This window comes from Specibacter sp. BI4, assembly GCF_056680095.1.
In genome coordinates this window covers 4,404,553-4,429,673 of sequence record NZ_CM155265.1, presented here as the reverse complement: position 1 = coordinate 4,429,673, position 25,121 = coordinate 4,404,553, and the positions used below count along the sequence as shown (strand labels likewise).

Below are 25,121 nucleotides of genomic sequence, written 5' to 3'. Positions count from 1 at the left end.
TCCTTAATTGGAGGTGGTGGAGGGGGCAGTAGGGAGAAGTCCCCAGGCGCGGGCTACGACGCGCAATCCGTCGAGGGCGGTGTCCTCCAGAAGCGGTACCAGAATGCCCTGGGTGGACAGGGCCCGCTGGTAAAGGTCGCCCAGAGGGCCGTCGGCGCACAAGGCAACCAGGGCGCCGGGAGCGAGGGTGCCCGCGAGCATTGCGGCAGTCTCGTCGCCGATGAGCAGACCAGACAGGTAAGACGAGATGTAGGCAGGTGGGAGCTCGCCAGAGAGGTATCGGGTGCGGGCACTGAAAAGGCGGGCGGCGAATGGTTGACCGGGGTTGGAAAGCGAATGTGCAACGCCGGCGTCGAACGCTTCGGTGTTCGGCGTCGTGTCGGGTGCTCCAGCCGCAGTGGCGCGCCGAGCCGGATCACCCAGGATTGTCGCGTCCAACAATGCCGCGTGCAGCTCGCCAGTCATGACTGTTGCGAAGTCGACGATCTCGCCGTCCGCCACGCGCAGCCACTTGGTGTGCGTTCCGGGAAGAATGAGGGTTACATTGGCGGGGTCGCCTAGGCGGGCAAGAGCCCCGATTACCTGCGTCTCCTCACCCCGGAGGACATCACACGAGCCCGCCGCATCCGGGGCGGTCCTTAACCCGGGAACGATGTCGACCGTGGGAGATGCATCCGGAACCGTTGTCGGCTCGAAGGCCCCAGCTGTTGCTCGGATCGGAAGATCGAGACGCCCAGCCGTTGTCCAGCCGCCGTCAGCGCCCACCATGCCACAGGCCAGCGCGGGCACTCCGGGCGCTCCCAGCCTGTCGGAGAGCGCGGCCAAGGTCTGGGCGAACGCCTGTGCGGCTTCTATTCGCGAGGCCGTGGCGAAGGCTCCGACAGCACGCAGGCCGTCGCGGGACGTCGTCAGAGACAGAACAGAGCCTTCGTGATCGAGCGACCATGCACGTAGGGAGGAAGTGCCCCAGTCGATGGCCACGAGGGCAGGCTGTCCAGGCGAATTGTTGTGATGCATGTAACGAAACTAGGCCTCACGTCCCACATTGTTCAACTATTACCCATATAGTGGGACGTATGGAATTGACGACGAGGTCCAATGATGCGCCGAAGGGTGCTCAGACGTTATTGAATGGTTTGTCACTCGTGCGCCTCGTGGCTGACGGCTTGAAGGAGGCTCCGGAGCTCCAGCGTGCAACGGGACTGCCCCGTAGTACGGTTCACCGCCTACTGCAGGCGCTGAAGAGCGAGGGCTACTTGCGAGAGACGCCGGTGGGGCTAGGTCTGGGCCCCACTCTGATCGAACTTGGATTCGGCGCCCTCTCCTCCAACCCGTTGACCACGGTCGCAGGTCAGCATTTGGAGGGCCTCGCTGCCCGAGTGCTAGACACCGTACACTTGGCCGTTCGTGAGTACGGGGCGGTGCTCTACCTGATGAAGATCCCTGGCCAGCGTGGCGCGGAGATGCGTTCACGAGTCGGTCTGCGTATGCCTCTGACGCGCACTGGAATCGGTAAGGCGCTCTTGGTGGACGACGATGCAGCTGGATGGGTGGAGCGTTGGCGTGCGGAAGCCCCGGTAGATATGACGGCAGCCTCACCCGCGGCCCGTAAGGCGGGCGCTACGGCCGAGGGGGACTTCGTCGCGCGCATGAATCACTACCGCAAGGGCGGATACTCGTACGACATGGAGGAAAATGAGCCCGGAATCCGCTGTGTGGCGGCCCCAGTCCGCGACGCCTCAGGGGGCATTGTGGCTGCCATCAGTGTTTCGGCGACTGCCCCTTACATGCCTGCGGACCGCATGCGCGAGCTCCTCCCGCTGGTCCAACAGGTTGCGGCAGCCATTTCGGGTGAGATGGGCTATAGATCGGCACGCTAATCCTTCGGGTGCTGAGCAAGGGGATCCCATTGACTATGCATGAGGTAGTACAAGCCGGAAAAATCCGGCGATCATGTCCCCGTTGACCGTCCAGGAGGACTGCTTGAACACCAAGACCCAAACCCCCGGAACTGCCGCAAACAAGAGCTACACCGCCGAAGAACTGATGGCTGCTGGCTATGCAGCCTACAAATTCAAGACGAGCTATGCCTATCGCTCTGACGCCCAGTGGTTGATGAACATTGCGGTCGAAATGACTGGCCCGGGCGAAGTTGATGAAGACGACGAGGGCGAGGAAACAGCGTACATCTGGGCGGCCGTCGCGCACTTCGTGCGCAACCAGGATTCGGCGCTGGCCGGCCGGGTGGGCGGCCTGTCCTGTTGAGAGGCCCGCGAGGCACTCCCGGCGTTTTAACCACCCAGCAAAAAACCCGTCTCTCACACTGAGAGACGGGCTTTGTCGTGGCGCATCGATAGGCGTGTTCGGTGGGCTATTATGCATGGGAACACACATTGCCCCTGGAACTCAGTCCTGGGGACTCGAACATAAAACTATGGGGATGCAATTGAAGAAGCGACATATGACGGCGGCAGCTTTGGTGGGAATTCTCGCCCTCTCAGGATGCTCGCAAGGTGCGAGCCCGCAGGCAGACGCCAAGGTTCAAGAGGCCCCTGCAGCCCAGGTTGTTGAGACTGTTGCTGCAAACTCTTTCGCCGCGTTCTTGCCAGGCAAGTGGGATTGCCGCGCCCAGAACCAATTTGTAGAGGCCTCGGTCACTTTTCCTGAGCTTTCTAACTCGTATATGGACATCGATGATATCCAGCTGGACGTCCGCGAGGACGGCACCTACACCGCCATCTGGGATGACGCCGAGTTCACCGCAGAAGGCACTTGGAAGATTGACGGGCGCACCATGACTATCGGCACGCCACTCGGTGACCAGGTTATCGAGAATGTTCCCGAGACAGTCGATTTCGCCATCGAGCCAGTCGATGTTCACATGCCTGCAAAAGCCGACGATCCGGAATCAGAAGCAGCAACCACCCGCATCCAGGTCCTGGGCCAGCGAGGCCTCAAAATCACCGACACATACGACTCCACCTGCATCAAGTCTTGACGCCTATCGCCTAGGCGGCGTTTCGCTTCGGACAACCGGCCCGCTGCTCGTGAAGAGTGGCGGGCCGCTTGTTGTGGGTGTACCGGTGGGCGGCCTGTATTGAAGAGCAAAAGGAAGTCGGTCAGTCAGTCCAATGAAATCGAGGCTGACGACACGATTGACTTTATTTCTGGCGTGACGCCGTCTGCTGTTTCCGCATGTATCAAAACCATAGTGTCATTGACGCTAGTAACGGCCTGTACATAATGGTCGTACTCGCAGATTAGCCCCGGTTGTCCAGAGATGGTTACACGTGGAAGATCTTGGCAATCGCCGCTCACGAAGTACGACGTCATGAACGCTTGAAGAGGGTCACCGGATTCAAGCGACTTGCGTGCTGAATCTCGCAGTGCCGGATCCTCTAAATCTTGTAAAAGTATCTTCTGAAATGCTGGCAGATCGCTATGGCAAATTGCGCCCAATTTCACTTCCCCAGCACGCACAAGCTCGTTTTGCGCCGAGGCCCACTCTCCGGCGGCGGTGAAGGTCACCTTTCCGCTGCACCCGCTGCTTTGCCAATCTTTGACCCCCACCGACCATTCTCGGGTCTGGGCCGTAGGCGTCTCAGAAACCTTCGGGGCGGGGACGGCGTCATTGGTTGCAGGAACTTCGCTGCTGCAACCCACTAGGCTCATGGCCAGCAGCAATGCTGTACCAAAGCCCAAAACACACTTTTTAATTGGCTCCATAAAAAAGGAGAATAGCACACGAACGTCGGCCAAAAGTCCGGAAATAGCGTCGGGATATCCAGTGCGGTTGCGTCCCCGAAGCAAGCTAGATATTGATTATCGCCGAGATAGGCGACAAATAACATGAGAAGGGGTCTGCGGCGGTCAAGAGGCGGAGTCAGAATGCTTCACCCAAGCTCTGGGGTAGCCTACGGTCGCATATTTCGATTCGGCTCCCGCAACGTTGTGATTGCGGGAGAGTTATTCGGAGATCTCAACCGAAAAACTGGCCAGCGTCCCTGGCTGTGGCGCTGGAAGGCGCCTTCCTCATGACCGCGTTGCCAGGCGACGAAACAACCCGCTCAGCCATTTTGGAGAGCGGATTGTTTGGCTTAGAGATGAGTGGTTAGTGAAAGATTCGTCCAAGTAGAACCGAGGCCGAAAGTGCTCAGGCCAGGGCTGACATGGAGAGTACTGCTACTTCGCGGAAATACTTTCGATACTGGCCGGCAATGCAGGCTTTCCATCGGTACCGCCCCCGATGACGCCGCCTGCAGCGATCTTGTCAACGGCTTCTAGACCGCTAGTTATATGTCCGACTACCGTGTACCCGCCTACAGAATCGCTCGGAATCTCAGTGTCCCCATACATGATGAAAAACTGGCTCCCCATACTGTTTGGTTCATCGGCAACTCGAGCCAACGCAATGTCGCCACGTCGGTAGATGTTGTCAGCTGGGGCGTTCTCGATGGGCCCGAATCTATAGTCCGGACCGCCGCTGCCGGTGCCTGAGGGGTCGCCACACTGCAGCACGTCGAACCCTCCAGTAGTAAGCCGGTGACATGACGTCCCGTCATAAAAACCTTGGTCGGCCAGGGAGACAAATACCGCGACACCTTGAGGGGCCTTCTGCCCATGGAGAGTTACATCCAGGACATTGCCGTTCACGCTGATGGTCCCCACCCAGTCCCTGTTGCCGCTGAGTTCAGGGGAGGGAGCCTCCACTCGGGGTTCGGGAGAGGTGGCATCTGGCTGATCGAGCAGATCATAGGCTTCCGTAGTGGAAGCCTCTTCAGCGGTAGGACCGCTGGGGGCTGTGGCAAGGGCATTCAGTGACATCAGCGCGACAGCCAAAACAATGGCGCCGACTACGGTGGCTGCTGCGGAAACATAGCCTATGACCAGTCCTGCGATCGCCAACCCTCTGCCTCCTTCATGGCTGTTCTTTATCTGTTTTAGGGCCATGTGCCCGATCACAATACCTGCGACCGAGACGAAGAAGGACGACACGAAGGAGACTATGGCCAAGGTGTTTGTTCTGTTGGGTGGGACTGCACCAGACATGGTATTTCTGCCCTGCTCTCGGGTGGGTGGCATGCTGGGCACAATAGTAGGCCAAAGGCAGCTTGACTCTGTGAAGTTACGGCTACGGTGGCTCTCCACCCCGATGGTAGCCATTCCGGAGGGCAGCCACGTTCCTGTCATTCTCGCCCTCTGTTCATAGCTCACCGGTCGGAGAAACATGTGGGCTTGTCAGGGGCGTGTGGTGGAGACGCGAGGTGGGAGTATTGGGCAATGTATATGCAAGTGAGGGCGTTGGGAAGGTGAGCTGCTTTGCTGTGGGGGAGGGCTTTGAGATACGCTGTTCCGCCCGAATTCCTTAGAGACTCATTCTGACCGTCGGTGACCGGTAGTTCCTAGCCCGACATCGCGTCACCCCCGCCGCTTCGGAGCAACGAAAGCTCGAATTCCCGATCGCCGTAAGGTGGGGCTCAGTGAGCTTGGATCCCGCCAGTGATGAGATCGACGACGTCCTCTGCCATAGTCTGAATGTTTTCCGCCGTCTGATCTTCTGTTTCGCGATACCACATATCGACTGCGTTCAAGCTGCTCAGCAGGACCCTCGTGGCCAGTGCAGGCTCAACCACCCGGAGCGATCCGTCATTGATGCCTGCTTCGATGGCTCGACGGAACATGAGCTCATATTCCTTACGAAGCTGATTCAGATCCAAAAGGGACTCGCGCTGGCGCATCGTCATGGATTCAGAGGCCTGGTCACGCACGCCTTGATGGATGAGGTGATGGTATTTGGGATTGGTCATCAGGTTCCGCACATGGGCGATCCCCATCTGCCGAAGACACTCGAGCCCGTTTCTGCCCGCATCGGCCATCGGCTCAACTGCTTGCTTCACCTTGCTCATGCCAAGTTCATAACCACCGAGATAGATGTCGAACTTCGAGGGAAAATGATAGTAGATCAGCCCCTTGGTGGCGCCGACTGACTTCGCAATGTCATCCATGGTCGTCTTGTCGAAGCCTCTTCGGGTAAAGGCCGCCGCGGCCGCATCGAGAATGCGCTCGTGGATACTCGTGTCTATTTCAGGGCTTTTTGTCATTGATCCTCCGTCGCCGCTCAAAACATCATCACACTCTCACCCTACGTATCCATCGTGACTCCGCTTGACATCCATGTGATCTTCATTACGATAATACCGAGTAGTATGAAAAAATACTGAGTAGTATGACTGCCAATTGAGGAGCACCCACATGGTCATAAACCTTGAACGACAAGTCGCACTGGTGACCGGAGCGGGAACTGGTCTAGGACGTGCGCATGCTCTGGAACTTGCAAAACACGGCGCAACCGTCATCGTGAACGACGTGGATCCGGCTTCGACCGAATCCACACAGCCCGCAGCTGCAGCGTTGGTCGTCGCCGAGATCGAGGCGTCCGGTGGTCGTGCGGCTTTGGCCCTCTGCGATGTTTCGGATGAAACTGCGGTCCAGGACATGGTTGAGCGCATCATAAGTGAATTTGGACGACTGGACATCCTCATCAATAATGCGGGGATCCTTCGAGACAAGTCTTTCGGCAAATCAAGCCTGGCGGATTTCCGCAAGGTCTTGGAAGTCCACGTCATGGGTTCGGTCAACTGCTCGCACGCGGCCTGGCCGCATATGCTTCGGCAGGGCTACGGGCGTATTCTCATGACGACCTCCGCCTCGGGGATTTACGGCAACTTTGGACAGGCAAATTACGGCACGGCCAAGTCTGCCGTGATCGGGCTTATGAACGTGTTGGCCATCGAAGGCGAGAGTAAGAATGTCCGAGTGAACGCGTTGGCGCCAACCGCCGCAACACAAATGACCGCAGGACTTCTTGAGCCCGAAGACTTGGCGATGCTGGCACCAGAGCATGTCTCCCCCGGTGCGGTATTCATGGTTTCACCGCAGGCCCCGACCAAGACAATTTTGGCAGCTGGCGCGGGCGTCTTTGCCACGGCCCGAATGGAAGAATCCGCAGGGGTCTTCCTGCCCGTCGAGAATCTCTCGGCCGAAGATGTAGCCGAACAGTGGGAGCGCATCAGCGACATGTCCAGCACTGTGCGTACCGAGAGCGCCTTTGAACAGACCCGCCGGTATATCGCGAAGGTCGAAAACGTCAGTGAATCCCTGGGGGCCTTGCTGTGAGGGAAGCGGTAGTCGTCGCAACGGCCCGAACACCCATAGGCCGCGCCTTCAAGGGTTCGCTGAGCAAGACCACAGGCCCTCATTTGGCGGCGCATGCAATTACCGGAGCGTTGGCCAAGGCAGGCGTTGATGGTGCCGAGGTAGAAGACGTCATTCTCGGTTGCGCCATGCAGGAAGGCACCACCGGTTTCAATACCGCCCGCCAGGCAGTTTTACGCGCCGGCCTTCCGGTCACCGTGCCGGCGATGAGTATCGATAGGCAATGCGCCTCCGGGCTAATGTCCATTGCCACCGCGGCCAAGCAGATCATCACCGACGAGATGTCCATCGCAGTGGGCGGCGGAGTCGAGTCAATTTCCTTGGTCCAAAATGAACATCAGAATCGCTACCTGGCGCAGGATTCTTGGCTAAAAGAACGGCGCCCCTCCATTTACCTCTCAATGCTTGAGACCGCGGAAATCGTGGCCGAGAAATACGGGGTCAGCAGGGAGGCGCAGGACGCCTACGCGCTCACCTCGCAGCAACGTACTGCTGCCGCTCAGCAGCGCGGGTACTTTGAGAACGAAATCCTGCCGTTCGCGCTGGACGACGACTCCGCCGATCAGCGCGGTACAGCAGGAACTGGTCCGAGCAACATATTTGCCATGGATGAGGGAAACCGTCCCGGTACCACGCTCGAGGCTTTGGCTAAGTTGTCCCCCGTGCTCAACAATGGGCAAGCCTCGGAACAAGCGACGATCACCGCAGGCAACGCATCGCAACTCTCCGACGGGGCCTCGGCCGCCGTGCTGATGGAAGCCGCTGAAGCTCAACGGCGAGGAATCGATGCCTTGGGCGCCTACCGTGGCATGGCGGTAGCCGGTTGTGAGCCAGGCGAAATGGGCATTGGGCCCGTTTACGCGGTACCAAAATTGCTGGCTCGCCACGGCTTGGCCATAGACGACATTGACTTGTGGGAGCTCAACGAGGCTTTCGCCTCCCAAGCCATCTATTGCCGCGACCGGCTTGGCATCGACCCGGACAAGTTCAATGTCAACGGCGGTGCCATCGCCGTTGGCCACCCCTATGGGATGACAGGTTCCCGGTTGACCGGGCACCTGTTGCTAGAAGGTCGCAGACGCGGTGCACGTTACGGCGTGGTGACTATGTGTGTAGGAGGCGGCATGGGCGCCGCCGCACTCTTCGAAATTTTCTGATCTCCACCAAACGGTGATCCTCTTTCGCTTAGATTCCACATTTTCCACTTTTAGTAGAAGGATCAAGGAACCATGACTACTCCAGCAGTCCGCACTGACCCCGTGCATGCTCGGGCAACGCGTAAGACGATGCTTAAGCTCATCCCCTTGCTGTGCCTTATTTATTTCATGTCCTACATCGACCGAACCAACGTGTCGATGGCCAAGACGCAATTCGAGACCGACATTGGGCTCAGCGCGGCAGCCTACGGGCTCGGTGCAGGTATCTTCTTTATCAGCTACGCGTTCCTTGAAATACCGAGCAACCTGATCATGTACAAGGTCGGCCCGCGGGCGTGGATCACTCGCATCGCACTGACTTGGGGCGCGGTCACCGTCTTGATGATGTTCGTCCAGGGCGAGTACTCCTTCTACATCCTCCGCTTCATCCTCGGTGCGGCCGAAGCCGGCCTGTTCCCTGCGATGGCCTACATGGTCACCGTCTGGTTTGCGCAACATCAGCGCGCCAGCGTCATGGGCTACATCTACTTGGCGCCGACTATCGCCCTGATCATTGGCGGCCCGCTGGGCGGGGCACTAATGGAAATGGATGACATTGCCGGTCTTCACGGATGGCAGTGGATGTTCATTGTTGAAGGCCTGATCACCATGGCTATTGGCGTGCTGCTGTGGTTCAAGCTGCCATCAAGCCCGTCAGATGCTAAATGGTTGACCACCGAAGAGTCGTCCAGCATGATCTCGCATGCCGGAGTCCCGGACGAGAGCGACAGGCACATCCGCGGCAATCTGGGCAAGGCTTTTGGACGCCCCTTCATTGTCCTTCTCGCCTTCGTCTACTTCCTCAACCAAATCAGCAGCGTCGGCCTGGTGTTCAACATCCCCTCCATCATTGAGAGCATGAACGTCTCCACCCCATTCATGATCGGTCTGATCTCCGGTTCGGTGGGCATCGGTGCAACAATCGGTGTGCTGGTCATGCCACGGCTATTTCGCGGGTCGCAGCGTGAAGCCGCTTGGTTGGGCGCAATGGCCCTTGGCACGTTGCTGACCGCGGCGGCCTATATGCTCACTGATTCTGCAGTCATCCGGGTGCTGCTTATCCTGATTGGCGCAATTTTTATCTTCGGCACCCTGCCGCTGTTCTGGTCGGTAGCCATGGCCCGGATGTCCGGCGTGGTCGCCGCTGCGGGACTGGCCTTCATCAATACCATCGGACTCATCGGAGGGTTTGTAGGACCATACCTCTTCGGCATCGCGGAGACTAAGACCGGCGACCCGGCCACCGGCTTCGTGATAGTCATTGCAGTCTCAGCCATCTCCATGGCACTAGTTCCATTCCTGGCCCGAGCGCTTCGGAGCGAAGATCGGAAACGGCAGCTTAAAGGTGAGCAAGATATTCAAGATCCGGTATCGGATGATGCTCTGGCACGTGAGCAGTCCATGGATATTCCGCTAACGGAAGGCCGATGATGCTCGGACTCATGCAGGATCACCCGCTGACCACCATCTTGCTGGTCGAGAAGCTCGAAGGGTCATTCGCCTCAAAGTCCGTGGTGACCGGCCCCTACCAACAACGCAGGGAATCCACCTACGGTGAGGTGGGGCGCCGGGCGAGACTGCTCGCCGCTGCATTGAATACCCTTCGGGTTCCTGCCGCTGCACGGGTGGCCACCCTAGGTTGGAACAGCCAGTCGCATTTGGAACTGTACTTTGGAATTCCCAGCTCCGGGCGCGTGCTGCACACGATCAACCACCGCCTGGCCCCGGGCGATATCGAATACATCATCAATGACGCACAGGACGACGTCATCTTCGTCGATCGTTCATTGCTCGATGTCCTGTGGCCACTGGCCGAACGGCTGCCCACGGTACGCCACATCGTCGTGATTGACGATGTACCGGAAATCCAGGTTCCGTCGGATCCGCGCATCCTGCGTTACGAAGACCTCCTAGACGAGGCCCAGGCAGCAGAAAGCTTCGATCCGCTCGACGAGCGGGCGGCTGCCGCACTTTGTTACACTTCGGGCACCACGGGTCGCCCCAAGGGGGTGCTGTATGACCACCGTTCGATTATTCTGCACGCCATGTCCCACTTGTTCGCCGACTCTTTTGCGCTCGTCCACACCGACGTGGTGATGCCGATTGTTCCGATGTTCCACGCGAACGCGTGGGGCCTGCCCTACGCTGTGGCCCTGAGCGGATCGTCGCTGGTCTTACCGGGGAGAGTTTCAGACCCCGAAAGATTAGCCGAGATGATCGAGCGCGAGAAGGTAACCGTCTCGGCTGCAGTCACCACCGTATGGCGCAGCCTGCTGCCGCATCTACACGGACGTGATCTATCCAGCCTTCGCCGGCTTGCGAACGGTGGCGGGCCCCTGCCGGTTGAACTTTCCCGACAATATTTGGAGAGTACCGGCGTGCCGGTCGTGGGAACCTGGGGCATGACCGAGGCCAGCCCAACGTTGACCACCGCCCGTGCCGCCACGATTGCCGGGCAAAACCTTAAGGACATCGATCAGCAGAGCCTCAGCGCAATATGTGCACCGGGATACCCCAACCCGTTGATCAAGATTAGGCTCGCCCGCCCGGATGGCACCATAGCCTTGCATAATGGAAAAGAAAATGGGGAACTCCAGGTGGCGGGGCCAACCATCGCAGCCGGATACTTCGGCTCCTGCGACGGGGCGGACTCCTTCACTGAAGACGGCTGGCTACGCACCGGTGACGTTGGAGTCATCGACCCCGACGGCTGCGTTCACGTGGTGGACCGACTCAAGGACCTGATCAAATCCGGGGGAGAGTGGATCGGATCTGTCGAGTTGGAAAACGCCATCATGAGCCACCCGGACGTTTCAGAGGCAGCGGTGATCGGAAGGCCCGACGACCAATGGGGTGAACGCCCCGTCGCCTTCGTCGTAGCCCGACCGAACACCAGCCTTACCGATGCTGCGCTGCGCACCCACCTCCGCGAAAAGGTGGCAAAGTGGTGGATCCCCGAGGATGTCCTTTTCACGGATGATATCCCTAAGACGCCCACCGGAAAAATCTCCAAAAAGGTTCTGCGGGATACCGAGGCATGGGTCGCTTCAGGATTGGTCTGATCATTCTGGCATGATCTGCCCTGCGGGCAAGGCACGTGCAAGCGCTGTAAGCGCCCTACATGTCCCGTCCTGCTGTGCCCTTGATCTTTCGCTAGTCTCTGACTTGGGCCCAGAATCAGGGACGTTGATACTGGTATTAATTGTTTCGTCGGACATGACCCCATCTGAGACTGACAGCCCTTAGGCTCTTTGTGGAGCTTGTCCTAAAAACTGAACAGTCTGCTCGACGGACGCCTTGTATTAGGTCGCGGTCAAGTAGGCATGACCTTATAGGAGCTTGGGCACTGCCACTGACCTCGTCAACGTTTTGTCCGCGAGGTTTTGTCCGCGAGACGAGTCACTGAGCGATCGCTCGTGTCGGATCTAGACTTCGTTTCGTGAATGCCAGGCCTTGCAGGTAGATCGACATGAATTAAGAGTAAAATGTGAACTGCAGTATTGGTGGTTGACGTGCCAGACTCAGGGCCGTTCAGTAGTCTGGTGGAAGTTCCCACCACGTCATACAGAACTCATATTTTTGAAGACGCAACGGTGGCTATTTAGTACCTTGCATTGTTGGAGTCACGCCATGCAGGAACAGGTCAAAATAGCCTATTGGAAGGTTAGAATTGACCCCTGATCAGCAATCGGGGTTCATAAACGTTGATAACTGTTGATAGGTATTCAGGGTTCAGCATGCTCTGACCTGCGGCGATACTATTCGATAGTATTTACTTGCGGCTGTAGTGCCGACCGTTCAGTGCCGGCAGTTTCGGTTCGAATGTCCATGGTTCCCGGCTCGTTGAATGCCGCTCGCGAACGAGTCGCTGCTGCGCTTGTGCTGAATGAATCCAGCTTTGCCTGGGTCATTCAGTCGATCAGTGGATCGGGTAGGCTCCGCGTGAAATGATCTCGTGGGCTAAATCGATCGCGCTGGTTCTGCCAGCGGTATCCCTATACGTACCGGACGCCCCACCAGTAGAGCGAGGCCGAAAGTTCAGTGGCCCGCCGGGATCGAGAGTGCGACCCTCGGAGACAAAAGCTCCAGGAGGCTGCCCACGCTGGATGCGGAATGAACAGTGCCCGCCCGGCGTTGCACGAGACAATGTCTAAATCTGTTCAGCTATCGCTGCTCGACCGTTCTCGCACCCGGAAGGGCGAGGAGGATGCGCTGGCGCTGCACCGCACGATCGCCCGTGCGCAGCGCGCCGAGGCGCATGGCTACCACCGTTTCTGGGTCGCCGAGCATCACGGGGTTCCCGGGGTGGCGAGCGGCAGTCCCGCCGTCCTGCTGGCAGCCGTCGGCGCGGCGACCGCCAGCATCCGCATCGGGAGCGGCGGCGTCATGTTGCCCAACCACCCACCGTTTGTGGTCGCCGAGCAGTTCCTCATGCTAGAGGCGCTGTATCCAGGTCGGGTTGATCTCGGAGTCGGGCGCTCACTCGGCTTCACGGCGGGAGTGCGTCGCGCCCTGCGCACCGAGGCGGCTGCCGCCGAGCGCTTCCCCCATGACCTCGCTGAACTGCGCGACGCACTGGCCGGAACTGGGCCCATCACCGCGCGCCCGGCAGCAAGTGCGCCGCCGCCGGTGTTTGTTCTCGCAATGCAGCAAGGGCTGGAGGTCTCCGGTAAAGCCGGGTTGCCCACTGTTGTGGGCGGTTCGCTGCTGCGGAACCCGGATGCCCTGGCTCAGTACCGAGAACGGGCCGGCGACGCCGCGCACCTCATTGTCAGCGTCGACATCATGATTGCCAAGACTCGCGAGCGGGCTCGGCAGTTGCTGCTTCCCGAGGCGTGGGCGATGGTGCGTTCGCGCGAGACCGGCGAATTCGGACCGCTGGAATCTGTCGAGAGCGTGCTGGCGAAACGACCGACCGCTCGTCAGCAGGAGGGGATCGATGACTGGCTCGCAAACGCGATCTACGGCGATTCGGCCACCGTGGAAGCTCGCATGGACGAGCTGATTGCTTTCACCGGTGCCGACGAGATCATGAGCAGCGCCTCAACGTTCGCCGATGCCGATCGTGACGATGCTGACGCCGCCCTGGCCGCCATCATGGCAACGCGTAGAACTCACGCTTAAGTTTCAAGTTCAGCTGCAACGAAAATGAATCCCACATTGACTGTGCCGCTGAGCATTCTGGATCTTCACCGCTGTGAATTGCAGCGCTAAGTGGCGGTTTTTTGGCAGCGCTAAGTGTCAACATCGCTGACCCTCAGCTGATCATTCTAAAGGTGCAGAACGCGGCCCCATCGGCAGACATATCAGCGTTCTGCTTCTGCCGGCTCTTGAAACGCTAGGGATACGAGACGACTCACCGGCCGAGTGAGCACTGCGGCGGCAATGCTCCAATTTTCGCGGAATGGTGACGGTTCGTCAGCGGCCAGCGATTCTCGTAACCATGTCTTGCAACCGTGCGGTTGAATCGGTGTATCCACCGTGAGTTACGAAACGCATCGGAGCAGCCCATGACGCAACTGATCGGCTACGTACGCGTTTCGACGCGGCAGCAGTCCACCGACCTCCAGCGGGCGGATTTCCTGGCTGCCGGCGTCCGACGAGACGACCTGTGGTCTGAATACTGAAAACGGGAAAAATCGTATGCTAGGGCAGGGATGGCGGGGCGCAGCAGCCTGAATTTGCCTGTGTCGGGCCTGGCGCTGTTGCGCCAGAGGTAGTCCCTGGTGAGGTTGATGTGTTCTCGGCCCAGTGGTGAGGGGATTGTGCAGGAGCGCGTCCTCGGATCCCGGGGCGTGGCGTCCGTATGGGGGCCGCTGGTCATCGGGCTCTGGTGTCGTTCCGGGCTGGTGCAGTACCTGTGGATTGAAAGCACGTGCCTTGCTTGCGGCGTGTGCAAATAACTGTTAGGCCTAGATAAGTGTCTGAAGTCACGGATGACGCATCATCGCGGGCACAGGCAGTGGTGAACGAAGGGAAGCTCGAAATGGCGCGCAAGAATTCTCCCCGGGTTGACGAGCCGGACAGGAATGACATTGAGGTTGGCAAGCCGAAAAGCTGGGCGGCGGGCGTGCCTGGGGTTATGCATTCGATGGGTCCGGCCCTGCGGGATATGGGCGTGGACAGGAGCCGTAAGACGCTTCTGGCGATGAACCAACGGGACGGCTTTGACTGCATGAGTTGTGCGTGGCCGGACCCCGACCACCGCTCGACTTTTGAGTTTTGTGAGAACGGGGCCAAGGCTGTCACGTGGGAAGCCACACCGATCACGGTGGACACGGACTTTTGGGCGGAACATCCGGTCAGCGAACTGCGCCAGAAGTCGGAGTACTGGCTGGGGCAACAGGGCCGACTGACCGAGCCGGTGTACAAGCCCGCCGGCGAAGACCACTACCAACCAGTCAGCTGGGAGAAGGCGTTCTCGATTCTCGGCGCGAAGCTGAACAGCCTGGCATCCCCGGATGAGGCAGTCTTCTACACCAGCGGACGTACTTCCAACGAGGCGGCCTTCGCGTACCAGCTGTTCGTGCGCGCGTTCGGCACCAACAACCTGCCGGACTGCTCCAATATGTGCCATGAGTCCACGGGCTGGGCCATGGGTCAGACCCTGGGCATCGGCAAGAGCACCATCTCCTACGATGACTTTGGCAAGTCCGAGCTGATCATCATCATGGGCCAGAACCCGGGCACCAACCATCCTAGGATGCTCACGGCCCTGGAAGAGGCCAAGAACAACGGTGCCGCGATTGTCGCCGTCAATCCGCTGCCCGAGGCTGGCCTGCGGCGTTACAAAAACCCGCAGGAGGTTAAGGGCATCGTCGGGCACGGCACCGACATTGCGAACCAGTTCATGCAAATACGCCTGGGCGGCGACATGGCGCTGCTGCAGGCGGTCTCCAAGCGGGTCCTTGAAGCGGAGGAAACTCACCCGGGAACGGTGCTGGACCGGCAATTCATCCAGGATCACTGCGAAGGGTTGGAGGAACTCAAGGCCCATCTGGCCCGGCTGGATGAAGACGCGGTGCTGGAATCCACGGGACTGGCCCGGGAGGAGATCGACGAGCTGGCCGCCCGCTACCTCAGGGCGGACCGTGTCATCATCACCTGGGCCATGGGCCTGACCCAGCAGAAGAAGGGGGTGGCCACCATAAAGGAGATCGTCAACTTGCTGTTGCTGCGCGGCAACATCGGCAAGCCCGGCGCCGGCGCGTCCCCGATCCGCGGGCACAGCAACGTCCAGGGTGATCGCACCATGGGCATCTGGGAACAGATGCCCCCGGTGTTCCTGGACGCGGTCGAGAAGGAGTTCGGCTTCAATCCGCCCCGGGAGCATGGCACCGACGCGGTCCAGGCGATCCAGAAAATGCGCGACGGCGACATGAAGGTTTTCGTGGCCATGGGCGGGAACCTTGTGGCGGCCATTTCGGACACCCACGCCGCGGAGGCGGCGATGGAGAACCTGGAGATGACGGTCCAGATCTCCACCAAGCTGAACAGGTCCCACACAGTGGTGGGCCAGGAGGCCCTGATACTGCCCACCATGGGCCGAACAGAAATCGACCGGCAGGGAAGCGGAGACCAGTTCGTCTCCGTGGAGGACTCTGTTTGTGCCGTACATCCGTCCTGGGGCAAGGTGGAGCCGGTGGCCCCGAATCTGCTCTCCGAGGTCGCCATCGTCTCCCGGCTGGCCCGGGCCACATTGGGCGAGAAAGTGAGCGTGGACTGGGCAGGCTTCGAGAAGAACTACGACCTGATCCGCGAGCACATCTCGCACGTGGTGGACGGCTGCGAGAACTACAACCAGCGGATCCGCCAAGAAGGCGGCTTTGTGATGGCAAACGGCCCCCGCGACTCACGGACCTTCCACACCGCCACCGGCAAGGCCATATTCACCGTCAACGACCTGGAACACGTGGAATGCCCGCCGGGACGACTGATCCTGCAAACCATGCGTTCACACGACCAGTTCAACACCACGATCTACGGCCACGACGACCGCTACCGAGGTATCAAAAAAGGCCGCCAGGTCGTCTTCGTCAACCTTGAAGACCTGGCCGAACTCGGCCTTGCCGACGGCCAGTACGTCGATATCCACGGCGAATATGAGGACAACAAAGAACGCATATTACGCAATTACCGGGTGGTGGCCTACCCCAGTGCCCGGGGCTGCGCGGCCGCATACTATCCGGAAGCGAATGTACTGGTTCCACTGGAGTTCGTGGCGGAAGGAAGCAACACCCCGGTGTCCAAACAAGTCGTGGTCCGGCTGGAGCCAGCCCGCAACGGCGAGGGAGTAGAGGGTGGGGGGACCGGGGCCTCGGTCACGGTCTGACCCGGGCTGGGCAGGACCGGGACCGGGCGATTCCAAAAGGAAAACACCAGGCCCTGGCTCCGGCCTACTGGGCGGTTTCTGTCCAGCCACCGCCTTCGGGACCCCCCTCGTTGACTGCCTCGCACAGCTTCATGACCTTCTCTGCAGCGTTGGTCACGGCCGTCTGAGTATCTACGCCGCCGCTGGTGGTGGCCAAAGCCGCAGCGTAGCCGACATAGAAGGCGCCGATCGGGCCGGCAGACGGGCTCACCGAACGGGATGATTTCTCAGCCACCTTAAGGATCAACTCAGCGTCCGCTTCCAGGTCCAGGATCTGCAAGGCATGCAAGAGCCGGTGGCTCCAATCGTCCAAGGCACGCTTTTCATCGTCATAGTCCGTCATAGCTGCTCCTTCGGTTTCGTGAGGGATCTTCCCGCCGGTGCCAGGCCTCCCGGCGATCATTCCGCCCTCAAGGCTTAGCATCCGAAGCAGGAGTAAAACAAGGTTTGTCGGTAGTTGTTTTGTTCCATTGGTGACATGACTGTCGGTCCAGTGCGGCATGAGAGCAAGACACCACCACGACGCATCAGAACTGTGCTCGAGGCCGGACTTAGGACTCTAGCCTGGGTGGTGAGGGGGTTTGGCGATACCGGGCCACCTGACCCCTCGACGGGGTTCACTATCTGCGTCTCCGGGCACGGGTGGGTGTTTAGCTTGTGCATGGCACGCAGCGTTCTCGAAAGGGGCGTACTTCGAGTTGGCCGATGGGGATGGGCTCGAGACAGGAGATGCAGATGCCGTAGGTGCCTGCCTCGAGGCGCTGCATCGCGTCTTTGGCCTGACTGGCGTCTACACGTGCGGCTTCAAGGAGGCCTGCCTGCATGGACCAAAGGGAAGAGAGGGTTTCACCTTCGGGATCGTGTTCATCATCGTCGGACTGGTTGCGACGGGTACGAACCACCGCGGTGAGGTCAGCTTCGAGTTTGTGCACTCGGGCCTGTATGCGCTCTAGGTGATCGTTCAGGAGTGCGCGCTGTTGCTCGTCTTGGGTCATGGATTCATCTCCTTGATGATCTTTTGAATCTTGTTCAGAGGCTCCCGCACGGAGTGCTCGTGGCCGTTGCCGGTCGGCTGGTAGTAGACGTGGCGACCGGGTTCGTCGGGGAGATTTTGCTGACGAACCACCCCGGGAGAATCTGCCACCACATCTCCCATCCTAGGAACTTTCCCCTGCGTCTGTGCTGTTCGTACCGGATTCCCGACACGAACGAACAGCACTCAGCGGTGGGGACTTACGCGACGGCTGTGCCCCTGCGCGCAGCCACAGCCGCGAAGTCAGTTGTGCCTGCCGCGGCTTCCTCGTGCGTGCGGAAGGCCGCCGGGGTGTCCAACGCGGATGCGACCCGGTTCTCGAAGGAATGGCGGGCTGAGCGTGAGAGTGCCGGGTCGAAGAGCGCCGCGACGCTGGCCACTATCACTGAGCAGGCCCTGCGCTTGGCCGGAACTGTGTGGGAGGAAGCCGTTCGCACGGCAACGGCCGAGCATGCCATCTACGACTTCATCGGCAAGGAGGGCAAGGCGGTGCCCTACGGAATCTATGACGTCGGGGCGAACACCGGGCTCGTCAACGTCGGCTCCGAAACCGGCGCCTTCGCCGTCGAGTCGATCCGCCGCTGGTGGACAATAGTCGGCCACCCCGCCTACCCGGACGCGAAGAGGCTGCTGGTCACCGCGGACGGCGGCGGATCCAACGGGTCCCGCCGCGGCTGTGGAAAACCGAACTCGCCGCTCTGGCCGCCGAGACCGGGCTTCAAATCACCGTCTGCCACCTGCCCCCGGAAACGTCCAAGTGGAACAAGATTGAGCACCGGATGTTCTCCGCCATCACCATGAACTGGCGCGACCGGCCCCTTCAAACCCACGAAGTCGCCGTCCAGACCATCGCGGCAACCACCAACAAATCCGGGCTCACCATCGAGTCAATGCGCGACACCAACACCTACCCCAAAGGCACCAGGATCACCGACCAACAAATGAAAACCTTCGAAGCGACCCGCCTGCACCGGCACGACTTCCACGGCGACTGGAACTACACCGTAACCGCCGCCCCCAAGGAGAAAACGACACGCCCGAACAACAAGAACCAATTTCAACGTGAGCCCTAAGAGCATCTTGAGGCACCATAAACGCGCCGGCGCGTGTCAGCTCGAGCCTCTTCTAGAGAGTCGAACGTTTTTCGCTCGGTCGCAAATACATCTGTACAGGAGATCGATACTTCGTAGGGCTCTGTTGCGTCATCTGTTACCGGGGCTCCGGTACAGATGAGGGCCCGGGCACGGCTGGAGGGTGGCGCCCGCAGGTTGGGCGCGGTCTCGTATTAGTTCTTTGGAGCGGCGGACAGGCCGGCGCACACAACCCGTGGAATTACTCAGAGTAGCCGGCAATCAGCCGGTCAGAAGCTCTCCATTTTCCATGTGGGCAGCTACGGCAACACTTTGCAGCGCTGAGTCGAAGAGGGAGGACACGGCGTTGCGTGCCGCCGTCCGAACCGTGGTAGTTTGGCCGAGGACACGACACGGGGTGCCGCCTGGCGGCTGAGAGCTAGACCCGTTGAACCTGATCTCGATAATCCGAGCGAAGGGATGCCGGTCCTGCAGCAATGACGATGTGTCCCCTCGAGCCAGACCTTCGTGCATTCCTGGCATCCTTTCGCTCCGCTGAAAGGTGTATGACATGCAAATCAAAGACCAGATCGTACTGATTACCGGAGCAGGCCGCGGACTAGGTGCCGATGTGGCCCGTTCCTTCGCCCGGGAAGGTGCCAGGGTGGTGCTGAACTACCGCAACAGTGACGCGGCGGCACGGGAACTGGCCGCTGACATCGGATCTGAACAAGCCGTTGCCTTGCGCGCCGATGTCACCCGCCCCGACGAGGTCCAAGCCATGGTGACTGCCGCAGCTGAGCATTTTGGTGCGACCATTACCACCGTCATCAATAACGCCTTGCCCGATTTTTCCTTTAACGGTGACGCGCGGTCAAAGGCGGACGGCATTGGCTACGACGAATTTACGGCCCAGTTTTCCGGCGTTGTGGGCGGTGCGCTGAACACGATTCAGGAGGTGCTGCCGGGCATGAAAGACGCCGGGTTCGGTGTCATCGTGAACATTGGCACCAACCTTTTCCAAAACCCGGTGGTGCCCTACCACGACTACACCGCGGCCAAGGCTGCCCTACTGGCACTGACACGCACCTTCGCTGCCGACCTGGGCCCGTCCAAAATTCGAGTGAACATGGTCTCCGGGGGACTGCTGCGCACCACCGACGCCTCTGCCGCCACACCTGAGCAGGTCTTCGACTTGATCGCTGGCGGAACACCTCTGCGCAAGGTCACCACACCAGCTGAATTTGCTGATGCAGTGCTGTTCTTCGCATCACCCTGGTCCCGGGCAGTGACGGGACAAAACCTCGTGGTCGACGGCGGACTGGTGATGAACTAGTGATGGCAACTGACGGCGTCACCAACACGCGGCAAATGCACATCAACGCCTTCCTCTTCGGTGCAGGGCACCACACCATGGGCTGGCGGCATCCGGATTCCAGCGCCGACCGTGTCGGGGACATAGCCTATTTCGAGGAGCTGGCCCAGCTGGCTGAAAGCGGATGCTTTGACGCGGTTTTCTTCGCCGACGGTCACAGCGTCAACCGGCAGTATTCCGCCGGTGTGCCCTCGCTCTTGGAACCGATCACGGCACTGAGTGCCCTTGCCCGGGCCACGAAACACATTGGCCTGGTCACCACCGTCTCCTCCAGCTTCTACACACCCTTCCACGCCTCCCGCATGCTGGCCTCCCTGGACCACATCAGCGGCGGCCGAGTGGGCGCAAACATAGTCACCTCCATGTTCGACGCCGAGGCGCAAAACCACGGGTTCGCGGCCCTGCCCACGCACGCCGAACGCTATGAGCGGGCGGATGAATTCGTCCGGGTGATCCAGCGGCTCTGGGATTCCTGGTCGGACCAGGCATTGCCCAAGGACCGGGAGCTGGGAACATTTATTGATCCGGAACAGATCCAGCCGATCAACCACGCCGGGAAGTATTTCTCCGTGGCGGGGCCACTGAATGTCCCCCGTTCCCCGCAGGGGAGGCCGGTGCTGTTCCAAGCGGGTTCCTCGGAGGCCGGACGAGATTTTGCTGCGCAATTTGCCGAAGCCATCTATTCGGTGTCGTGGGACAAGGACTCCGCAATCGAATTCGCCACTGACATGCGGACCCGCCTGGCTGCTGCCGGCCGAGACGGGACCACGGTCCCGATTCTTCCCGGCCTTGTCACCTATGTCGCCGCCACCAGTGAGCAAGCCATGGAGAAAAAACGGGCACTGGACGCCTACCTGGACATTGACACAGCCATCGGCCAGCTCAATATTTTCACCGGAATGGACTACAGCGGACACGGACTCGATCACCTCGTGGCCCCGCTGCCCCCTGCCGCAACATTCACGGGGCCTCAGGGCCGATACCTCACGGTGCAGCGCATCATTGCGACGATGCAACCTACCTTGCGAGAATTGTTGGGCTTTTTGGCCGCCGGGGGTGGGCACGCCACCATGATGGGAACCGCCAACGAAGTCGCGGATGAGATACAGGCCTGGTTTGAATCGGGCGCCTGCGACGGATTCAACCTCATGTGCCCCGCCTACCCTGAATCACTCAGGAATTTTGTGGAATTGGTGGTGCCAATCCTGCAGGAACGGGGGATCTTCCGTTCCTCCTATCAGGGGAGCACCCTGCGGGAGAATTTGGGCCTGGCACGTCCCGACTCGCACCAGGGATGACGTTGGGTCCGTGGAATACGGCTATCGGGCGCTCCGCTTGGTCCTAACACCGCACTGGTCGTCATGTGGCATCATCGACAGGGCGCCGGCCACAGAATTCCTGGGGAGCAGGTGTCGAGAACGGACGATGGCAGTGAATTGGTCGCAGTAGACGAACAAGGCTCAATGGTTCAAAATTTATGCCGAGCTCAGGCCGCACAGAATTTCTGATTTTCTGGCCTCCTTGGCACCAGCAACCACGATGGGGCTGCGGTCGGGGCGTTCACACTAGGCCGATGACGGCGGCTGAGGTGGCGGTGGCGATTGCAGCGAACGAGGTAGCGTCCATGTTCGAATCATAGGCGGGCGGTTGTCACTCCTGAAATGCTCCACTGAACCAGCAACGCATTACCACCCACACAGCCACCTATAGTCCAGCCGTCGCTGAGGTGGGCTTTGTGGTCGGCAAAGCGCGGAGGCATGAAGATGCAGGACATGCTCCATAGATTCTGCACTAGCATCAACGGATGGCAAATGGTGCGGAAACATCACATTTCACCGTGGTCTCAATCGACACAGAGACTCGCTACGGTTGCTGGATTGCCCACACAGAACCTACATACCCGTGACCCTCCGGTGTCACATGCGGGGGACTCAAGGGAAAAGCAACCCGAACTGTGAGTCTCGCCCGGGCAGCTGGGGATGTATCGAGAGTAAAATGACAAGCACCACGTTGATGGCCGATCCACTGCATTCGAGGCCGCTTAGCCGTAGGCGGGAGTTCCCATCACGTCGTACGAAACTCATCCTAATCAGTGCAAAGTGGAGAGTATTTAGTATCACTTATTGTTGCAAGCGCATTATGCAAAAACAGGTCAAAACGACCCTTTGAGAGCTGGAAATCGACCCCTGACGGGACAGCGGGGCTACAAACGTTGACAACGGGCGGCATGCGCGAGTCGGTGAATGTGAGTCTGACCGGCGTCGATAGTTTGCCTTTTGAGTTCCACTAGGCAATTTAGCCTGGCTACCGCACTCGGAAATGTCGGTTGAAATCCCAACGTTCACTAGTGATTGGACTGCCGCGCTTCTGCATCGACGGTGCGGGCTTGCCTTCGGGCAGGGCGTAGATCCCCCAGTAAGTCGCTTCATGGGACACGGTGCGGCCCTCGGCCTTAGGTGATTTCGTCATGGTCTCGACGCAGTTTCCAAACGCAATCGCCTGGCTATCTGGCGAGGTGTCCTGGACGTGGGACGCCTTGGCTGGTTCGGTTGGCAGAGGCGCAGGCTGGGTATCGATCCTGCGCCTCTGCGGGCGCTTGCGTTAACTTTCTGCAGCACAGTCCGTACTTATGGGCCGGTACCCGCGAGTCTTCGTTGAGTTCCCTTCCGCTCCGGCCAAATAGCTTATGGCCTAGAGGGATGAGAATGCCCGCTAGCTGTACCCGGCCACGTCGCGTCCGGCTGCATAGCCGAGTCCGACGGCGGTCAGCAAGCCATTGCCCGAGGCGTAACCGTCGGCACCTTGCAGACCGGAAATGCCTGCGGCGACGCCACCACCGGCATAGAGACCGGGGATGGGGGTGCCGTTACCGTCCAAGGCGCGTGCGTTGCGGTCGACCTGCACGCCCCCTTGGGTGTGGAACATGCCCGGCACAGTGCGGCAGATGAAGTAGCTTCCCTCCAGTGCTCCGAGCCCGAAGTCTGTCCGGCCGAATTCGTCAGCCTGTTCACCCACCGCAGCTGCCCGGCTGGCAGCGAGTGTTGACTCCAAGTTTGAGGCATCGCAGCCGATGTAGGCCGCCAACGCCTGGATGCCAGCGGCTTCCTGCACGCAGCCGAGGTTGATGATCTTGACGAAGCGCGGTTCATTCTTCGCCACATAGTCGTAGATCTTCCGATCCATGATCGTGTAGCTCTCCTCGCTTTGGCCCGCTACGACCTCGGCAAAGGCCGAGTAGCCTATGGCTTCGTTTCCGAAGCGCTTACCGTCGGGACCGACGATCACGGCACCCAGCTCCACGGTGGTCCAGGACAGGATGTCCCCGGCGTTGGTGGCCACCGACGCGTACGCCTGGTAGGCGCTGATGTTGGCTAGGCCGGCACCCAGATCCTCTGCCCAGAGGATAGCCTCACCGGTGGACCCTGCTGCGCCAAAGTAGGGGGTGTGGACCATTTCGGGGATCCATCGTGCGAGCAAATCTTTGCTGTTGCCAAACCCATTGGAGGCAAGCAGCACGGCTTGGGCGCTAACATCCTGCACTCCGCCGGAAGGTGCTTGTATGGTCACCCCGGTGATGGTTCCATTGTCTTCAAGTAGGCCGGTAACGGGCGTGTTGACCCTGATCTCCACTCCCGCCGCTTCACAGGCATGCTGCAGGTCGAGCGTCAGGTTTGCCCCGTTGCGGTCGGAAGGCGCATGCAGGCGTGGGACAGAGTGGCCAACATGTTTGTAGTCTGTAATGAGGTACAGGCCGATGTCATGGGTGTCCACGAGCCATTCAATGATCGCGGCGGATGACTCGGCCATCCATGTGACCAGGTCTGCCGCTTCATGCGGCCCGCTGGTTTCCAGGAGGTCCCGTGTCATGGCGATGGGGTCGTCATTAATGCCGGCCTCCCGCTGAAAACGTGTGCCGGCTCCTGGGACGGATCCGGTGCTTAGCGTGCTGTTACCGCCGGGTTGGCCTTGCTTCTCCAGGATTAGGACTGATTTTCCGGCGTCGCTGGCGGCCAGGGCCGCGACCATGCCGCAAGCGCCTGCCCCGACGATGACAAGGTCGTATTCCTGTGTTGCAGTGGTGGCTGGGGTGTAGGTCAAGGCAAGCTTCCTTACGTCGTTTTGCGCCCGGTTAGGACTGTGGAATCTGTGCGAGTTGGACCAAGACCTCTTGAGTGGAGGAGACGTCCGCGTATTTCTGGGCCATGTCGAACAAGTTGGCTTTGTGGACCGTCTCGGTGCGGTCGTACACGGCATCGTGGGGGACGAGGACCCTGAAGTTGTAGGAGAAACCATCGACGACGGTGCCGCGTACGCAACCGCTGGTGGTTGCCCCGGTCACCACGAGGGTGTCGATCTGGCGTTCGATGAGGTAGCTCAGCAGCGGGGTCCCGAAGAAGGCGCTGGGGTGTCGCTTCGGAAGTAGAATTTCACCGGGCTCAGGTGCGATCGTTGGAACGAATTCGTACCCTTTTTCGGCGATGTTCATGATGCCGGGGACTTTAGCGCCCAGGCGCCCGCCGTCGAATGACTGCTTCGGTGCAACATGCGGGTATATGACGGGCCAGCCATTTCGGCGGAAGACCGGGAGCAGTTCTGCAACGTTGGCCAAGGCCTCCCAGCCCGAGTCGCCACAGCTGGTGGTGAACTCCTCTTCCACTGATTGGAAGAACGGCTTGGGAGTCATGCCTACCGTGCGGTATTGGGCATCGATGATCAGCAGAGCGGGCCGCTTGCCTGCCCCCACCGGCTGCCCGAAGCCGGCCGCTTCGTAGCGTTTCTCGTCGTCGGCGGTGATTACACCGTGCCAGGGGTTGGTGGGTTGTGCCTGTTGGTTCATGGTGTCTCCTGAGTTCTCGGGGTT

Annotated in this window: 20 protein-coding genes, 1 pseudogene and 1 riboswitch; of the genes and pseudogenes, 12 read left to right on the top strand and 9 right to left on the bottom strand. The window is 59.9% G+C overall.

Features of this window, described 5'->3' with window-relative positions:
- Positions 1-3: 3 nt before the first annotated feature.
- Complete coding sequence (locus AC1L6K_RS19990; RefSeq protein WP_480950568.1) at positions 4-1,017, bottom strand: 2-dehydro-3-deoxygalactonokinase; 1,014 nt, start codon at positions 1,015-1,017, stop codon at positions 4-6.
- Between AC1L6K_RS19990 and AC1L6K_RS19985 the strand changes: the two genes are divergently transcribed.
- From AC1L6K_RS19985 to AC1L6K_RS19975, 3 genes are all read left to right on the top strand, one after another.
- Entirely contained in the window at positions 945-1,880 is a 936-nt protein-coding gene (locus tag AC1L6K_RS19985; RefSeq protein ID WP_480950567.1) for an IclR family transcriptional regulator, read from the top strand. The genes AC1L6K_RS19990 and AC1L6K_RS19985 overlap by 73 nt on opposite strands.
- A gap of 73 nt (positions 1,881-1,953) precedes the next feature.
- On the top strand, positions 1,954-2,265 hold the full coding sequence (locus AC1L6K_RS19980) for a hypothetical protein (RefSeq protein WP_480950566.1): 312 nt from the start codon (positions 1,954-1,956) through the stop codon (positions 2,263-2,265).
- A 175-nt stretch (positions 2,266-2,440) separates the two neighbouring features.
- Positions 2,441-2,998 (top strand): hypothetical protein, encoded by a 558-nt coding sequence (locus AC1L6K_RS19975; protein WP_480950565.1) that lies wholly within the window; start codon positions 2,441-2,443, stop codon positions 2,996-2,998.
- Between the two features lie 125 nt (positions 2,999-3,123).
- On the opposite strand, the gene AC1L6K_RS19970 is transcribed toward AC1L6K_RS19975, so the two are convergent.
- From AC1L6K_RS19970 to AC1L6K_RS19960, 3 genes are all read right to left on the bottom strand, one after another.
- Entirely contained in the window at positions 3,124-3,810 is a 687-nt protein-coding gene (locus tag AC1L6K_RS19970; RefSeq protein WP_480950564.1) for a hypothetical protein, read from the bottom strand.
- A 372-nt stretch (positions 3,811-4,182) separates the two neighbouring features.
- Complete coding sequence (locus tag AC1L6K_RS19965; protein WP_480950563.1) at positions 4,183-5,049, bottom strand: peptidylprolyl isomerase; 867 nt, start codon at positions 5,047-5,049, stop codon at positions 4,183-4,185.
- A 428-nt stretch (positions 5,050-5,477) separates the two neighbouring features.
- On the bottom strand, positions 5,478-6,101 hold the full coding sequence (locus tag AC1L6K_RS19960; protein ID WP_480950562.1) for a TetR/AcrR family transcriptional regulator: 624 nt from the start codon (positions 6,099-6,101) through the stop codon (positions 5,478-5,480).
- Between the two features lie 151 nt (positions 6,102-6,252).
- Between AC1L6K_RS19960 and AC1L6K_RS19955 the strand changes: the two genes are divergently transcribed.
- From AC1L6K_RS19955 to AC1L6K_RS19930, 6 genes are all read left to right on the top strand, one after another.
- Positions 6,253-7,176: an SDR family NAD(P)-dependent oxidoreductase gene (locus AC1L6K_RS19955; protein WP_480950561.1), complete on the top strand. Its 924-nt coding sequence runs from the start codon at positions 6,253-6,255 to the stop codon at positions 7,174-7,176.
- Entirely contained in the window at positions 7,173-8,372 is a 1,200-nt protein-coding gene (locus AC1L6K_RS19950) for an acetyl-CoA C-acyltransferase (protein WP_480950560.1), read from the top strand. The genes AC1L6K_RS19955 and AC1L6K_RS19950 overlap by 4 nt, the downstream gene beginning before the upstream one ends.
- 72 nt (positions 8,373-8,444) lie before the next feature.
- Positions 8,445-9,842 (top strand): MFS transporter, encoded by a 1,398-nt coding sequence (locus tag AC1L6K_RS19945; RefSeq protein ID WP_480950559.1) that lies wholly within the window; start codon positions 8,445-8,447, stop codon positions 9,840-9,842.
- 38 nt (positions 9,843-9,880) lie between these two features.
- Positions 9,881-11,473: a long-chain fatty acid--CoA ligase gene (locus AC1L6K_RS19940; RefSeq protein ID WP_480950558.1), complete on the top strand. Its 1,593-nt coding sequence runs from the start codon at positions 9,881-9,883 to the stop codon at positions 11,471-11,473.
- Positions 11,474-12,524: 1,051 nt separating this feature from the next.
- A complete protein-coding gene (locus AC1L6K_RS19935) occupies positions 12,525-13,535 on the top strand; it encodes an MsnO8 family LLM class oxidoreductase (RefSeq protein ID WP_480950557.1) in 1,011 nt (336 codons plus the stop codon).
- Between the two features lie 862 nt (positions 13,536-14,397).
- On the top strand, positions 14,398-16,743 hold the full coding sequence (locus AC1L6K_RS19930) for an FdhF/YdeP family oxidoreductase (protein WP_480952834.1): 2,346 nt from the start codon (positions 14,398-14,400) through the stop codon (positions 16,741-16,743).
- A 64-nt stretch (positions 16,744-16,807) separates the two neighbouring features.
- Here AC1L6K_RS19930 and AC1L6K_RS19925 read toward each other — a convergent pair whose 3' ends face one another.
- The 3 genes from AC1L6K_RS19925 to AC1L6K_RS19915 all read right to left on the bottom strand — a co-directional run bounded on the left by AC1L6K_RS19925 (position 16,808) and on the right by AC1L6K_RS19915 (position 17,926).
- A complete protein-coding gene (locus AC1L6K_RS19925) occupies positions 16,808-17,125 on the bottom strand; it encodes a DUF6457 domain-containing protein (RefSeq protein ID WP_480950556.1) in 318 nt (105 codons plus the stop codon).
- Positions 17,126-17,432: 307 nt separating this feature from the next.
- The gene (locus AC1L6K_RS19920; RefSeq protein WP_480950555.1) at positions 17,433-17,777 is read right to left on the bottom strand and encodes a TraR/DksA family transcriptional regulator; all 345 of its coding nucleotides are present in this window, start codon (positions 17,775-17,777) and stop codon (positions 17,433-17,435) included.
- Positions 17,774-17,926: a hypothetical protein gene (locus AC1L6K_RS19915; protein WP_480950554.1), complete on the bottom strand. Its 153-nt coding sequence runs from the start codon at positions 17,924-17,926 to the stop codon at positions 17,774-17,776. The genes AC1L6K_RS19920 and AC1L6K_RS19915 overlap by 4 nt, the downstream gene beginning before the upstream one ends.
- A 348-nt stretch (positions 17,927-18,274) precedes the next feature.
- Between AC1L6K_RS19915 and AC1L6K_RS19910 the strand changes: the two are divergent.
- The 3 genes and pseudogenes from AC1L6K_RS19910 to AC1L6K_RS19900 form a co-directional block, all read left to right on the top strand.
- Positions 18,275-18,888, top strand: a pseudogene (locus AC1L6K_RS19910) (ISAzo13 family transposase); the annotation flags it as partial.
- Positions 18,889-19,289: 401 nt separating this feature from the next.
- Positions 19,290-19,383, top strand: a riboswitch (TPP riboswitch).
- Between the two features lie 73 nt (positions 19,384-19,456).
- On the top strand, positions 19,457-20,221 hold the full coding sequence (locus AC1L6K_RS19905; protein WP_480950553.1) for a 3-oxoacyl-ACP reductase: 765 nt from the start codon (positions 19,457-19,459) through the stop codon (positions 20,219-20,221).
- Positions 20,222-20,223: 2 nt separating this feature from the next.
- Complete coding sequence (locus tag AC1L6K_RS19900) at positions 20,224-21,558, top strand: LLM class flavin-dependent oxidoreductase (protein ID WP_480950552.1); 1,335 nt, start codon at positions 20,224-20,226, stop codon at positions 21,556-21,558.
- 1,414 nt (positions 21,559-22,972) lie between these two features.
- On the opposite strand, the gene AC1L6K_RS19895 is transcribed toward AC1L6K_RS19900, so the two are convergent.
- Together AC1L6K_RS19895 and AC1L6K_RS19890 are read right to left on the bottom strand one after the other, a co-directional pair.
- Complete coding sequence (locus AC1L6K_RS19895; RefSeq protein WP_480950551.1) at positions 22,973-24,358, bottom strand: FAD-dependent oxidoreductase; 1,386 nt, start codon at positions 24,356-24,358, stop codon at positions 22,973-22,975.
- A 31-nt stretch (positions 24,359-24,389) separates the two neighbouring features.
- Positions 24,390-25,097, bottom strand: a complete 708-nt coding sequence (locus AC1L6K_RS19890) for an isochorismatase family protein (protein ID WP_480950550.1) — start codon at positions 25,095-25,097, stop codon at positions 24,390-24,392.
- Positions 25,098-25,121 lie beyond the last annotated feature (24 nt).

Excerpts from the sequence above, each read along its gene's own strand:
- AC1L6K_RS19985 (WP_480950567.1), top strand. The coding sequence starts at position 945 with ATGCACGTAGGGAGGAAGTGCCCCAGTCGATGGCCACGAGGGCAGGCT.
- AC1L6K_RS19980 (WP_480950566.1), top strand. The coding sequence starts at position 1,954 with ATGTCCCCGTTGACCGTCCAGGAGGACTGCTTGAACACCAAGACCCAA.
- AC1L6K_RS19900 (WP_480950552.1), top strand. The coding sequence starts at position 20,224 with ATGGCAACTGACGGCGTCACCAACACGCGGCAAATGCACATCAACGCC.
- AC1L6K_RS19905 (WP_480950553.1), top strand. The coding sequence starts at position 19,457 with ATGCAAATCAAAGACCAGATCGTACTGATTACCGGAGCAGGCCGCGGA.
- AC1L6K_RS19955 (WP_480950561.1), top strand. The coding sequence starts at position 6,253 with ATGGTCATAAACCTTGAACGACAAGTCGCACTGGTGACCGGAGCGGGA.
- AC1L6K_RS19925 (WP_480950556.1), bottom strand. The coding sequence starts at position 17,125 with ATGACGGACTATGACGATGAAAAGCGTGCCTTGGACGATTGGAGCCAC.
- AC1L6K_RS19990 (WP_480950568.1), bottom strand. The coding sequence starts at position 1,017 with ATGCATCACAACAATTCGCCTGGACAGCCTGCCCTCGTGGCCATCGAC.
- AC1L6K_RS19945 (WP_480950559.1), top strand. The coding sequence starts at position 8,445 with ATGACTACTCCAGCAGTCCGCACTGACCCCGTGCATGCTCGGGCAACG.
- AC1L6K_RS19890 (WP_480950550.1), bottom strand. The coding sequence starts at position 25,097 with ATGAACCAACAGGCACAACCCACCAACCCCTGGCACGGTGTAATCACC.
- AC1L6K_RS19960 (WP_480950562.1), bottom strand. The coding sequence starts at position 6,101 with ATGACAAAAAGCCCTGAAATAGACACGAGTATCCACGAGCGCATTCTC.
- AC1L6K_RS19935 (WP_480950557.1), top strand. The coding sequence starts at position 12,525 with ATGAACAGTGCCCGCCCGGCGTTGCACGAGACAATGTCTAAATCTGTT.
- AC1L6K_RS19930 (WP_480952834.1), top strand. The coding sequence starts at position 14,398 with ATGGCGCGCAAGAATTCTCCCCGGGTTGACGAGCCGGACAGGAATGAC.
- AC1L6K_RS19975 (WP_480950565.1), top strand. The coding sequence starts at position 2,441 with ATGCAATTGAAGAAGCGACATATGACGGCGGCAGCTTTGGTGGGAATT.
- AC1L6K_RS19965 (WP_480950563.1), bottom strand. The coding sequence starts at position 5,049 with ATGTCTGGTGCAGTCCCACCCAACAGAACAAACACCTTGGCCATAGTC.
- AC1L6K_RS19920 (WP_480950555.1), bottom strand. The coding sequence starts at position 17,777 with ATGACCCAAGACGAGCAACAGCGCGCACTCCTGAACGATCACCTAGAG.